This window comes from Paraglaciecola sp., from assembly GCF_030730205.1.
Lineage (GTDB): Bacteria > Pseudomonadota > Gammaproteobacteria > Enterobacterales > Alteromonadaceae > Paraglaciecola.
In genome coordinates this window covers 1-12,413 of the sequence record NZ_JANQVQ010000195.1, presented here as the reverse complement: position 1 = coordinate 12,413, position 12,413 = coordinate 1, and the positions used below count along the sequence as shown (strand labels likewise).

At 43.5% G+C, this 12,413-nt stretch carries 12 protein-coding genes; 6 read left to right on the top strand and 6 right to left on the bottom strand.

The genetic code is table 11. The features are described from left to right. Nucleotides 1–153: 153 nt before the first annotated feature. From NWQ57_RS13135 to umuD, 4 genes are all read right to left on the bottom strand, one after another. On the bottom strand, nt 154–321 hold the full coding sequence (locus NWQ57_RS13135) for a hypothetical protein (protein ID WP_306022607.1): 168 nt from the start codon (nt 319–321) through the stop codon (nt 154–156). Between the two features lie 44 nt (nt 322–365). Beyond that, nucleotides 366–587: a hypothetical protein gene (locus tag NWQ57_RS13130; RefSeq protein WP_306022606.1), complete on the bottom strand. Its 222-nt coding sequence runs from the start codon at nt 585–587 to the stop codon at nt 366–368. Between the two features lie 201 nt (nt 588–788). Next, a complete protein-coding gene (gene umuC / locus NWQ57_RS13125; protein ID WP_306022605.1) occupies nt 789–2,066 on the bottom strand; it encodes a translesion error-prone DNA polymerase V subunit UmuC in 1,278 nt (425 codons plus the stop codon). Further along, nucleotides 2,066–2,494 carry a translesion error-prone DNA polymerase V autoproteolytic subunit gene (umuD, locus tag NWQ57_RS13120; RefSeq protein ID WP_306022604.1) on the bottom strand — a complete coding sequence of 143 codons (429 nt, stop codon included), beginning with the start codon at nt 2,492–2,494 and terminating at the stop codon, nt 2,066–2,068. The genes umuC and umuD overlap by 1 nt, the downstream gene beginning before the upstream one ends. 144 nt (nt 2,495–2,638) lie before the next feature. Here umuD and NWQ57_RS13115 point away from each other — a divergent pair, with 144 nt between their 5' ends. After that, a complete protein-coding gene (locus NWQ57_RS13115; RefSeq protein ID WP_306022603.1) occupies nt 2,639–2,869 on the top strand; it encodes a hypothetical protein in 231 nt (76 codons plus the stop codon). A 48-nt stretch (nt 2,870–2,917) separates the two neighbouring features. Here the strand turns inward: NWQ57_RS13115 and NWQ57_RS13110 are convergent, their stop codons facing one another. Further along, complete coding sequence (locus tag NWQ57_RS13110; protein WP_306022602.1) at nt 2,918–3,244, bottom strand: helix-turn-helix domain-containing protein; 327 nt, start codon at nt 3,242–3,244, stop codon at nt 2,918–2,920. Between the two features lie 120 nt (nt 3,245–3,364). Here NWQ57_RS13110 and NWQ57_RS13105 point away from each other — a divergent pair, with 120 nt between their 5' ends. Beyond that, entirely contained in the window at nt 3,365–3,895 is a 531-nt protein-coding gene (locus tag NWQ57_RS13105; RefSeq protein WP_306022601.1) for a helix-turn-helix transcriptional regulator, read from the top strand. Further along, nucleotides 3,870–5,246, top strand: coding sequence for a DEAD/DEAH box helicase (locus tag NWQ57_RS13100; RefSeq protein ID WP_306022600.1), 1,377 nt, complete (start codon nt 3,870–3,872; stop codon nt 5,244–5,246). Before NWQ57_RS13105 ends, NWQ57_RS13100 begins: the two co-directional genes overlap by 26 nt. 359 nt (nt 5,247–5,605) lie before the next feature. Here the strand turns inward: NWQ57_RS13100 and NWQ57_RS13095 are convergent, their stop codons facing one another. Then, on the bottom strand, nt 5,606–6,979 hold the full coding sequence (locus tag NWQ57_RS13095; RefSeq protein WP_306022599.1) for a hypothetical protein: 1,374 nt from the start codon (nt 6,977–6,979) through the stop codon (nt 5,606–5,608). A gap of 475 nt (nt 6,980–7,454) precedes the next feature. Here NWQ57_RS13095 and NWQ57_RS13090 point away from each other — a divergent pair, with 475 nt between their 5' ends. The 3 genes from NWQ57_RS13090 to NWQ57_RS13080 all read left to right on the top strand — a co-directional run. Next, nucleotides 7,455–8,159, top strand: coding sequence for a TauD/TfdA family dioxygenase (locus tag NWQ57_RS13090; RefSeq protein WP_306022598.1), 705 nt, complete (start codon nt 7,455–7,457; stop codon nt 8,157–8,159). After that, entirely contained in the window at nt 8,152–9,090 is a 939-nt protein-coding gene (locus NWQ57_RS13085) for a hypothetical protein (protein ID WP_306022597.1), read from the top strand. Before NWQ57_RS13090 ends, NWQ57_RS13085 begins: the two co-directional genes overlap by 8 nt. Before the next feature lie 79 nt (nt 9,091–9,169). Further along, on the top strand, nt 9,170–12,413 hold a 3,244-nt coding region (locus NWQ57_RS13080), incomplete at its 3' end, for an ATP-binding protein (protein ID WP_306022596.1).

Genomic DNA, 12,413 nt, shown 5'->3' with positions numbered 1-12,413 from the left:
GTACTGCTAGGGACAAACCTACGCTTCGCTCCGGTTTGCCCCAGAGCACGGCGTTCTGCTAACTCCTAAAAGCGGACTTAAAAGCCTTAATGTTGGAATGTCTGCAATTGGCACATTGTGACGATTCAAAGAGCAATTTGGTACTGAATTGAATTACTCGTTTAGCTTGTGATGAATATCGTCATATTCTGCGATCATCTTTGCCAGTTTCTCAAACTTTTCATCTTCTAGCGTGCCAGGCTCAGCTTCAAGCAGTTGCTCAATTGCTTCTAAAGCAGCTTCATATTCTTGATCGTTTTTTATAGCTGTGTCGATTGTCATCTTGTTACCTAATAATGCTCTGAGGGACCGCCTGGCATCCTCAATCACTCGGCAGTTCCAAGGCTTACCACACGAGTTAAATTTCCTGCAGCAGAGATCTGCTCGTCAGTTAATGTTTGGTCGCTATGCTTTGTCATTCTGATTTCAGAGTGATCTTTATCCATCGCACAAACCAGTATATCCCCAACGGTAAATCCTAGTTCAGCACAAAGCGCATCTGGGACAGGAATAAGGTTATCCTTGGTGATTTCAACGGTATAACTCATGGCATCCCTTATCTAAAAAAGAACAAGCATTTTGCTTTGATTAGCTCGATTGGCATAGCTTGATAAAGAAAAAGGCCAATCAATTCGACCGGCCATTCCCGTGTTCCCGGTGGTCTGCAGGTTGCAGTGATATGCCAGGACCCTCAACCGAAATACTAGGCGCATTTACCGCTTAAATCAATTATGTGTGAGTTTTTGAGCTTATTTGGCTAATGGTAAATCCGCCCACTTAGTTGTGTATTGCGGCGATAGCATCGCGCGCTTCATACTCCATGCTTGCGATGCGCCTTGGCTTGCAAACCACACCTTGCTGCCCGTTTTGGCATTGATGGTATCAATCACCGTCATCAGCGCTTTGCTCTGATATGCGGGAGGCGTTGGCTCAAATAAATCAACTTGATATACGCCTTCATCATAAAAATCAGCGAGCATGACACCTGCTTTGGCGTAGCGGTATCCGTCTTTCCAGATTTTATCTAGCAGCTTGCTGGCCACAGCTAAAAAATCCCGCGTGTCAGCCGAGGGATGTGTCAGGGCGGTGGTGATGCTATTGCCGTAGTATGGATCTCGTTGCCGGTCGCTAAACGGACTGGTACGGATAAACACCGTTAATTGCTTGGCTTGCTGCTTTTCTTTACGCAGTTTCTGGCAGGCTCTGCTGATGTATTCGGCTATAGCTTCGTGCATCAAATGTTTTGAGGTGATGCGCTCGCCAAAGGCCCGGGAGCTGACAATTTGTTTTTTGGTGGGTGCTACATGCTCTAGCGTCAGGCACGACTCGCCATTAAGCTCTGCTACGATGCGTGATTCAACCACAGAGCATTGCTGCTTGATAAATGAGGGGCTGGCATCAGCCAAATCCAGAACAGTGTGAATACCTAGTTTGTTGAGCCTTGCAGAGAGTTTACTACCAATCCCCCAGACTTCGCCAACAGGTAACAGTGCCATAAGTTTACGTTGCCGGGTTTTATCTGTTAAATCGACCACGCCACCCGCCTTATGCCATTTCTTTGCAGCATAGTTGGCCAGCTTGGCCAGGGTTTTGGTGGGAGCTATGCCAACACAAACCGTGATGCCAATGTTTTGCTGAATAGTATTTCGTACAGATTGCCCAAATGCCGTTAAATCGACGCAATGTGATACGCCGGCCAAATCAAGGAACGCTTCATCAATCGAATAGACTTCAACTGCCGGAGCTAACATTTCCAGTGTGCTCATCACCCGGGCAGAGATATCGGCATAAAGTGCATAATTCGATGAATAAGCGAGTAAGGTGCCGTCTTCAAAAAGTTGTTTTAATTCAAAGGCTGGCACACCCATTTTAATGCCCAGGGCCTTTGCCTCTTTCGAACGCGCAACCACGCAACCATCGTTATTGGAGAGCACGACAATAGGTCGACCTTTCAAATCAGGACGAAATAGCGTTTCACAGCTGGCGTAAAAGTTGTTGCAGTCAACCAGGGCAAAACACGGGCTCATCAATACACCATTTTGCGAACCACACTGACCACTACACCAAAGACCTCAAACTCATCCTGCTCGGTGAGGGGAATCGGCTGATACGCCTTATTATGGGGTAGCAGCCGCTTAACCGGCTTAAGGCATAGCTCCTTTACGGTAAATTCACGGTTCAAAGCGGCTATAATTATACTGCCATGAACGGCGTTCACAGAGCGGTCTACCACCAAGACATCGCCATCCAATATCCCTTTATCCTTCATTGAATCGCCACTTACTCTGACCAGAAAGGTAGCAGCAGGATGGCGAATGCAGAGTTCATTTAAATCCAGTGTTTGTTCAACATAATCCTGCGCCGGAGAAGGAAAGCCGGCTGAAATTAAATCGCCATATAACGGTAAAAATGCAGGCTGATTAAGCTCAGCCTGCCCGAGTATTTCTACTGACATCTCAACACTCAAATGCTGTATATATATACAGTATAGCGAGTTTTGATTTTATTTGAAGCAGCTGCGCCGAAAAATTCGACCTAACTGGAAATTTCAAACCAAAATGCTACATTTATTTCACATTGATAATGTGAGAGGCGAAAGATGGAAGAGCGGTTGGTAGATGAGCATCAGTTCAAAGATATTCTTGCTACCTGGCATGGGGTGGGCAGAAGTTTGTTAACCCTTCCAAAAATTAGCCGGTTTAAGACAGGTATCAGGATCAGCGTGGTGAGCATCGATAATACCGTTCAGTATATCTATGAGCAGCATTTTAAGTCCTATCGCGAGGTGCTTCTCTGGTACGGACAGATCCTGGATAAAATGGGTATCTGAAGGTTTAAAAGAATATATACGTATCAGCTGACGTATATCTAAGGCAACTCAGTCTTCAGAAGGTGCTTCGTTCTGTTCACGAATAAACGCGAAGACGCGTTGCTGCTGTTCTGATGTTAGCTTGTGATAGGACAATAACAGCTCTGCAATCTCCTCGGATTCACAATAGAAATATGCGACTGGAACGTCGAGCTCCGCGGCAATTCTTTTTGCCGTATCAAAGTCTGGAATGTGCCTGCCTTTCTCGTAGTGATTCATTCGACTACTCGACACATCGATGTTAAAACCGATAAGAATGCCCAACTCCGTCTGGGTGAGCCCCTTGTTTCGCCTCGCAAGCTTAAGGCGTTTAGGGAACGGGTGAGATAATTCCAAAGCATTTCCATGAGATAGAGCTTAATTCCTAGATTGTCTAATTTTGCATTCGCATAGTATACTTAGGAATCCTAAGTATTTGTTAGGGGAATGTCACATTGTCACTATCAGGAATGCAGTATGTCAGTGCGCAACACAGTTTTGGCGCTTATCAAGCGCAATGGAATTAATGAATTCACTCTCAACGAATTAAGAAGTCTCTGCAAAGGTGCAGTTAACTCCCAATCAACGAAACACTTTAATGCGATAATTTACAAGGCATTGTGGGTTCTTGAGAAAAAAGGGATTGTTGAAGCGGTAAAAGATACGTCTGATAAAAGTGAAAAATTTTACGCGCTGACAGAACAAGGCCTGAGACTTTTAGATACCATTACCCTTATCAGTGAACCACCAAAAGAGATTGTTAACCCGAAGAATCCTTTTGAAAAAGTTAGCCGACTTATTAGCGAGTACAGTGTAGCCCTCGCTGAAGCCAGTGCTGAGGCTCAGGAATATCAAGACCTATCGCTGAAATTGCCAAATTTAAAAGACTACCTAGAAGAAAAGTTCATCGATGCGAAATCTCGCGCTGCTCATTTTAAGGGCCGTCTAACCGCAGTCGAAAACCTGCTAAAGGAGAAAATCGATGCAACTTCGTCATTGGCAGGCTAGTTGTGTTGACCTGGCGTTAAATCGATTCTCTGCTGGTCAAAAACACTTCTTTGTTCTGGCTACGCCAGGTGCTGGGAAAACAGTGATGGCGGCCACTGTTGCAAAGGAGTTGTTTATTAGGGGGATGATTGATTATGTTGTCTGCTTTGCGCCGTCTATATCAGTCCTAGATGGTATGCGTTCAACATTTTCTTCGATATTAAATCGACCTATGCATGGACAACTTGGCGCTGCCGGCGGCGTTTTCAGTTATCAATATTTGGCGAGCAGTAAAACTGCGGACTGGTCATTTTTAGAAAAATACCGGGTTTTGGTGGTATTTGATGAAATTCACCATTGTTCAGGCGATGATCCTGATCTTGCAAATGCGTGGGGTCGAGAAGTTCTTTTAACGATTGGACAACATGCAAACCTGATTCTATCAATGACGGGGACGCCATGGCGCTCTGATTCAACTAAAATTTCTTTAGCAACTTATATTGATCCAGATAACACAATCAAATGCGACTATAGCTATGGTATAGCAGAGGCAATAAGAGACGGGGTATGCCGTCGGCCCATGGTCACACTTATTGATAATGATCAGCTGAAAGTTGCTAATGAGACCTATGAATCACTTAGCTCAGCCATTAAAAATTCCGAACTTAGGTATTCTGAAGTGCTTAGGAACGATGAGGCACTCATGTTTTTAATGTCTGCGGCAGTAAAACAGCTGGCAAGGGCTCGGCTTGAACATGAAAATGCCGGGGGGCTGGTCGTTGCTAGTTCTGTTGAAGAGGCGGTCAGGATTCAGATGCTTCTTTGTGATTTTCGTCAATCATCGATTGTTGTGAGCTATAAGGATCCAAACGCCCATAAAAAAATCAACATGTTCAAAACGATGACAACCCAATGGATTATTAGTATTGGTATGGTTTCTGAGGGTACCGATATCCCAAGGTTGCGAGTATGCGCTCACCTCAGTTTGATACGAACAGAGCTATTTTTTAGGCAGGTTTTGGGACGTGTTCTAAGGCTAATTCCTGGTATAGTCAATGGTCACGGGTGGCTGTTTTCTTTTGCAGAACCATCGCTTCTTGAATTTGCTGAAAGGCTGCAACAAGATATACCGGATAAAATTCTAAACGTTGAAAAAGTAAGAGGGGCGACAGAAGCCAATTCCTCTGAAATTCGAGGAGGGAGAGAGCCGAATTCAGGCTACGAAGCTCCAAGCATTCGTAATGCTGGTAATTGGAAGTGCACGCAGTCAGAGAACACAGACAATACTTCAGAGATTGGAAATAATGCTCTGTTATTCCGGTTGCAGGGGCAGTACCGTCAAAAAGTATTTTCAATTTTTTCTGATGTTTAATGGTTATTGAGTGTAACTTTAAAAGCAGTAATGCTCTTGTTAGCTGATAAAGTCAAAATGAGCTAACTGATATCAGCTTAACAATAATTTCGGAAACCACATGCAAAAAAACACAGAGTTTTCAGAATGGCGGCTGCTGGATGAGCTGAATATTTTTTCAATTACAACCTTGTTCAAATGAATGAATGGTTGGATACGCCAATCCCAAGACTGGAAGGCCAATGCCCACGCATCCTGCTTTTAACAGAAGAAAAGCGTGAAGAACTGTTTCAAGTGCTTAAGGAAATGCAATTTGGTGACATAGTCTGACTTTGACTGAAATGAGCGAAAAGCGACCATAACGGCTAATCTATAGAGAATCAATCAAGAACATTTTGGAAAATGATCTCTATAACTTCATGGTCTTTGTTACCTCTAAAGAACGCTACAGGCCCTGAATAACCTAATGCGTTTAGAATTATCTTATGGAATGTATTAAGGCAGGATAGAACTTTTTCTCGATCCTCTATTTCTCGGATCAAATTGTCATCTTTAACCCGAGGGTGGGCACTTTCGTTCCTCAAGTCTTTCCAGCATTCTTTGTCCTCTATCGTGATGACATTGTGTTTAATTAAATAATCCAATGCATTTAGAGCTGTGATGTTTCCCCAATGCCCAACACTATTGCACAATCGGTCTTTTTGTTCTTTAGTCAGCTCTAGTTTCTTAATTTCTCTAATGATTTTTCGAGTACCAGCCTTAAGAATAGCGTTATCATTTTTCGCCTTTATTCGAGGTATATAAATATCGTTCAGCAGTCCCTCGATCCCAACTGAGAGCGTAAGAAACAATATGCTGTTTTGTGATTGAAAGGCATACCAAACTCGTTCCCATTGAGAGTTGATGCTATTAAAACGGTCACGCTGAGACCTGTAAAGCTCCAGAATATTTAAAAACAGGTTGTAGTGGTATTGCTGACGATCACCTTGAGAGGTTGATACATTTGAAATAATCGGACTTGAGGATTTCTGCGTTTTTTGAGCGTTTAAGACGCTGGATATAATTTCTGTTCTACTTTGCCCATCACGTTCAAATGTTAAAACTGGTTGCGGCATTGATGCACTGGAAAATCCAATATAAAACAATAAACAAGTTTTAACTTCGGTTATGTCAAATTGGCCATTCACTATGACTTCAGTATAGGTTTTATGTTTAACCATAGACACATTAAAATCTCCAACATCAATGAGTGTTTGGTTCCATGTGTGGGATTTACTCCCAAGAGTAGACGTTTCCGAGTTACACTTGTTCGCAGGGATGTCAAATCTCTCAGAAAACTCAAAGTATAAATATTGATTGTCAGATGACTCGTAGTCTTGAGTCTGAGATCGGCAAGTTATAGATGAGAGAAACACGTATAGTAAACTTGGCGGATGTCTTGTATTAAGGTTTACTTCTATTGAAAAACCTTGGGATTCATACGTATCGCCATTTATTGATGTAGCTTTCAGATGCAGCTTCTGCTTTTCATCCAAAGTATCTTTAGGCACTCGCTCTGGGAAAAGAGCACGAGGGACTTTATCTGCCTCAACGCAAATGAACTCCAGATAAAGAGTGCCGACTTTGTTGATCTGAATAGTGCCATGACCTTTCAGTCGTAAGCCGTTACTTTCAGCCTGAAAAATCTCAATATCTACACAATGAATGACCAAGTCACCTTTGCGTAAAAGTTCTGGTTTTTTATCTGATGCCATTCGTGAACCTCCATGTTCGTATCCGAATGGGTAGCATACAACTTTTCGTAATGTTGCGGATTACTTTTAAGAATGTTGCTGGCGGTGTTCTTCACAACTTGTGTCATATTCACGTTGTGGAGTAACTGTAAGTTTTCAAAGTCTGCATTTGGCACAAAGCCACTATCCGATGAAGTAGTACTTTCCATGGAAGTCGTGGTGCAATTAATATGCAACACATGGTAAGGAACCTTTGCAATGAGGTGGTAAATTAAGTGCAATTAACCATTCATGCAAATCAACATCGAATTTTCAGGATGACAACTGCAGCATGAGCTAAATATTTTTTTCAATTACAATCAAGTTCAAGTGAATGAATGGTTGGATGCGCCAATCCCAAGACTTGAAGGCCAATTCCCATGCAGAGTTTTTTTAATAGAAGACCAGCCATATAACTTTTAGGATATAAGATTATTAGTCTAAGCTGAGTTACTTAATGAAAACCGCGAGTGGAATAGTGACCCCGAAAAAAAAACAAAGCAATTCCCTTGAAGTGAACAACTCTCTTTACTTGAACGGCTGGATGCATTACAAATTAGAGATAGCAACGCCTGAAAATATTTCGAGTGAAATTGAAAGGATTGGAAATTCTCTAGGGAGGCGCACTGCAGGAAGAGCTGGTGCACTGGAGGAAATAGTTCAGCCCCTCCATCAAAAGGACGCCCACCCAAGGTCCTTAAGCGCACAATATGGGCTTAATACCTTACCATTTCATGTTGAACTCAGTCATCGCGAATTACCATGCCGCTATGTGCTGCTTGGATGTATAGCAACAGGAAAGTCCTGTTCAAGTACAAAGTTAATCGATTGGCGAAATTTGGGTTTTTCTTCAAGTGAGCTATCTTTTCTTGAGCAGGTGCCTATCCTAGTTAGAAATGGTCGACGCTCATTTTATTCTACTATTTTGAATTCGGAGCGCACTTTTCTTAGATATGACCCTGGGTGTATTGAGGCTATTGATAAACGAGGAGAAATCGCTATTCAGCTTGTTGAAAAGCGATTAGGGTCTGGAATCGTGTTTGAGCATAAATGGTGCCAGGGCGACATTCTTATCATTGATAACTGGCGTATTCTTCATGGACGTGGAGCTTCTAAATCAGGATCTGAACGACGCTTATTAAGGGCTTTAATCGATGTATGACAATGTATTTATATCCATCAATGGCAACGCGATTTTCACTAAATCCAAGGTCTATATCAGTAGGGCACTTGCAAGAAAAAGCCAAGACGATCTGGATGAGTACCAACTTTGGTCTTCACTTGCTTTGGAGCTGTTAGGCAAGGCAGCGTTGGCTCGAAAACATCCAAGTTTGGTGGTCGATCCAACTCATTGGCAGTCATTATTTGTGGCTGCAGGTATAAATGTCACGACAGACGTAAAGACCATATCTGCCAAGACATTATTCGAGCGCCTAGTTCATCTTGTGCCCAGATTTGACAAGACAGTTCAAAGGTTTTGTCTGGACATTGCGGAGCGTCGAAATGCCGAATTACATTCAGGTGATCTTCCATTCAAAACTATGCGGTTAGACGCTTGGGAAGCGCGGTACTGGCACGCTTGCGATACCATTTTACACCAAATGGAGTCGTCTTTAGAGCAGTGGATAGGTGCGACAGATGCGAAGGCTCCTCGACAACTGTTGTTAGAGGCAGAGAAAGCTCTTGATGCTGCTGTAAAACTGCGTGTTGAAGCGGCCAAAATGAAATTTGAGACGTTGAAAAAGGGCGAACGTGAGAATTTAGTAGCTGAAGCTAATCAGCGACAAGCTTATCAGCAGTGTAAGCTCTTCAGTAACAATTATGATGAAATATGGACAGTATTCTGCCCAGCTTGTGGTTGCCAAGCCTTTATGGCTGGGGAGCAAACCGGAGAAGATATCACGGAAGAGCGTGAACAATATGCTATCTGGGAAATTGTTAGTCGCGAATTTGCTGGTGAGGAGTTTCAATGCCCAACCTGCGAGTTGGCCTTAGTGGGAAGCGATGAAATCTCTGCAGCCGGCATCAGCTATCTTCACGAAGATCACCAAGAGCGTGAGATGGAGTACGAGCCCGATTACGGGAATGACTAAGCAAAATGAATTTAACAATACCTCGCCTTTCACGCCTTTTGTGCATTCTTTCGTTTATTGAAGGTTAGTTCAACATCCTATGATAAAGACCATCACCTCCCTAACACGCTGGCTTGCCAATAGCCTCATTAAATTTGTGTCTTGGCTTGAAAGCAAAGAGCATTCCGCCGAGGTGAAATCGAAATTTGTAGACCTTGCGCCAACTGACGATGCAGATAAGGCTGGCGTATATTCCGAAGCGATTCTGTTTGCGACAAACAATGCGAAGGTCTCCAACATTGCCCTAACGGGTCCCTATGGGTCAGGCAAGAGCAGCATTATCCAATCTTTTTTGAAGAGATATCGACGGCCCGCGCTTCATATCTCTCTAGCAGCGTTTGTTGCGGAGGCCGACTCGGAGGGTGAGAAGGTGAGCCGTCAAGAAATCGAAAGAAGTATTCTGCAGCAGATGCTGTATGGCGCTGACGCAAATAAGCTTCCTCTGTCTCGGTTCAAAAGAATTCAGTCGCCCGGTGTTTGGTCGATATTTAAATCTCTCTACATAATGCTTGGAATCCTCGCGCTTTGGTACGCGTTTCATCAGCGAGAAGACATGATCAGCGGCAATTTTTTCGTTCCGTTTGCGTTCAGCAATTGGTTAAATCTGGGGATCTTTTTGCTCGCCGTATCATTCTTATGGGCGACTCTGCATCATTTTTATGTTGCGAGCTTCGGTCTGTCACTTAAGAGTATCTCGTTGAAGGACGTTGAAATACGACCTGCTTTTGATGACCAGACGTCCATACTAAATCGTCATCTAGACGAAATAGTCTACTTCTTCCAAGCAACTGATTACGATCTCGTAATTATTGAGGATCTAGACAGATTTAACAATGCTGAAATTTTCGTAACTATGCGCGAAATTAATAGGCTCGTGAACGAGAATGCAGGGGTGAAGCGCACCATCCGATTTCTCTATGCCCTGCGTGACGACATGTTTATCAATACCGACCGTACCAAGTTCTTTGAATTCATTATTCCTGTCATCCCTATCATAAATACATCTAATTCGATTGACATGGTATTGGAACAGGGTAGAAGACTTGAGCTCGACGGACGTCTTGATCGGCAGTTTCTGAGAGAAGTCTCACGATATTTGAACGACCTGAGGTTGATTCAGAATATCTTTAATGAGTACGCCATATATGTAGCTAACTTGGAAACTGATGGAGAGGCTCTGCTCAACGCCAACAAGCTTCTCGCGATCCTGATCTATAAAAATGTCTATCCAAGCGACTTTGAACAATTGCACCGCGGCGCAGGTAATCTCGCCAAAATATTCAACCGCCAGGACGAGTTCATTAGGACTGGTGAAGCTACGTATAGGGCTGAAATCGCAGAACTCGAAAAGCAACTTGAATTAGCCGAGCGACAGACACCAGCAGACCTGAAAGAGTTGCGGCAAATCTATGCTATGACTCTAATTGAGTTACTTCCAACTAATACTGTCGGTGTGAGCCATGATCAGCATGCATGGAGCGCTCTTCCCCAACTGGCCAGCCACAATTCGTTCGAGAAGCTGCTCGGGCTTACTCATGTATATCACCGCAATTTTCATAACCAACAGTATCAGGTTGATGTTTCCAAATTGCAAAACGAGGTGGACCCTCAGAGATCCTACCAACAACGTAAGGAAGAGATCGAAAGCAAAGCGGCTGATAATAAAAACAAAAGCTTGCGTCAAATACGCGACTTAAAATCGAAAATCGCAGCGCTTCGCACAACCAAACTCAACGAGCTGTTGCGTTTGAATCTGGAAAGTGTGCAGGATGTTTTTGAAAACTTTGGGGAAAATGGAGAGCTTGCCCGTTATCTGGTTCTGGAAGGCCATCTCGACGACACCTATTACCAATACACTTCACTCTTTCACTCTGGTCGTTTGTCACCCAATGACAACAAATTTCTGATTCAGATACGTGCATTCGTCACGCCGGAGCCAGAATTCCCGATCGATAATCCTCAAGAAGTTATCGCTGCAATGCGATACGAGGACTTCGGGCAAAGCTACATCTTAAATGTCAAGCTCGTAGATAGCCTCCTTAGTGACCAGAACAGGTACAGCGGGCAAGCAAGGAAGCTGTTAGAGTTTATATCTTCCAAATTTGAGAGCTGCGAGGGCTTTTTCGATGCCTATTACACCAGCGGCCGCAATGTTGCAGGATTTCTTTCGAGGCTAACCAATGCATCGGATAGTCTAATTCCAACAGCCTTAGCCAGCGATAATAATATCTCCCACGTCACACAATTGGTCGCGAGCTTACCGGAGAACTTGCTCAAAAAATTCTCAAGAGATTTTGACGAGCTACCAGAATTTGTTGCGGCGAATCTTCCGGATATTCTGTTGAATTTACCTGAACTAGCACCGGAACGCCTTGCATACCTAAACTTTGAGGTCAGAGATCTGGCTGCAATCAAAGAACACTCTGAGATTGCGCGATTTATGTTCGAGAAGGGCCTTTTCGAAATAACGATCGCAAACCTGGAGTTCGTTTACCAATCGATTTTGGGAGAGAACGATCTCGAGCCAATACGTGAGAGTAATTTCACGGCTCTACGTGCGACAAATAACGCAACCTTAATGAAACGGATCGAACGCGATTTCGGCCGCTACTTTAGCGATGTACTTTTGGAGCTTGAAGAAAATTCTAAAGAAGATGCTTCTGCCATCCTCGCTGTGATTCAACACGATACGTTTGATCTAGAGGATATTCGTGTATTTCTTGAACGCCAGACAACACTATTGTCAGCTCTAAAGGATGTGCCAGAGAGGTTTCATTCGATGCTGTTTCAGTTAGGTAAGATTGAACCAACTTGGTTAAACTGTCTTACCTTCATTGAAGGAAACGTGTTCGAAGCTGGTATCTTAGCCGAATATTTGGATCGAGATGACGTTCGTAAGGTTATTCTCGAACACGCTATACCGAGCGATTCGGATTCACAGAAGCTGCGTCTGTTCCTCTTCAATGCGGGTTCGCTGTCTGATTCCTCCTACAAAGAATATGTTAAAGCATTGCCGAAGTCACTCAATCTCCCTCCCAAAGTACTCGAATCCACCAAGCTTCGAATCCTGATCGTTGAAGGAAAAATTACTTTCACCAAGGAGAGTCTTGATGCGCTCGCTGACCATAGGGATTTGGAAGTACTGTTTGTCGCAGCTAACATCGACTCATATTTGGCGAAACCAGACAGTTTTGGACTTGACGATGGCTTCCGAGAGGAACTCCTTCAGTCTGAGGTTGATATTGTAGCTAAGATAGGAATAGTCGAATTAATGGACCTAGAAC

Bases quoted from the DNA above. Each gene is read 5' to 3' on its own strand.
- NWQ57_RS13085 (WP_306022597.1), top strand. From the start codon at position 8,152: ATGTATGACAATGTATTTATATCCATCAATGGCAACGCGATTTTCACT.
- NWQ57_RS13115 (WP_306022603.1), top strand. From the start codon at position 2,639: ATGGAAGAGCGGTTGGTAGATGAGCATCAGTTCAAAGATATTCTTGCT.
- NWQ57_RS13090 (WP_306022598.1), top strand. From the start codon at position 7,455: ATGAAAACCGCGAGTGGAATAGTGACCCCGAAAAAAAAACAAAGCAAT.
- NWQ57_RS13135 (WP_306022607.1), bottom strand. From the start codon at position 321: ATGACAATCGACACAGCTATAAAAAACGATCAAGAATATGAAGCTGCT.
- NWQ57_RS13130 (WP_306022606.1), bottom strand. From the start codon at position 587: ATGAGTTATACCGTTGAAATCACCAAGGATAACCTTATTCCTGTCCCA.
- umuD (WP_306022604.1), bottom strand. From the start codon at position 2,494: ATGTCAGTAGAAATACTCGGGCAGGCTGAGCTTAATCAGCCTGCATTT.
- umuC (WP_306022605.1), bottom strand. From the start codon at position 2,066: ATGAGCCCGTGTTTTGCCCTGGTTGACTGCAACAACTTTTACGCCAGC.
- NWQ57_RS13105 (WP_306022601.1), top strand. From the start codon at position 3,365: ATGTCAGTGCGCAACACAGTTTTGGCGCTTATCAAGCGCAATGGAATT.
- NWQ57_RS13100 (WP_306022600.1), top strand. From the start codon at position 3,870: ATGCAACTTCGTCATTGGCAGGCTAGTTGTGTTGACCTGGCGTTAAAT.
- NWQ57_RS13095 (WP_306022599.1), bottom strand. From the start codon at position 6,979: ATGGCATCAGATAAAAAACCAGAACTTTTACGCAAAGGTGACTTGGTC.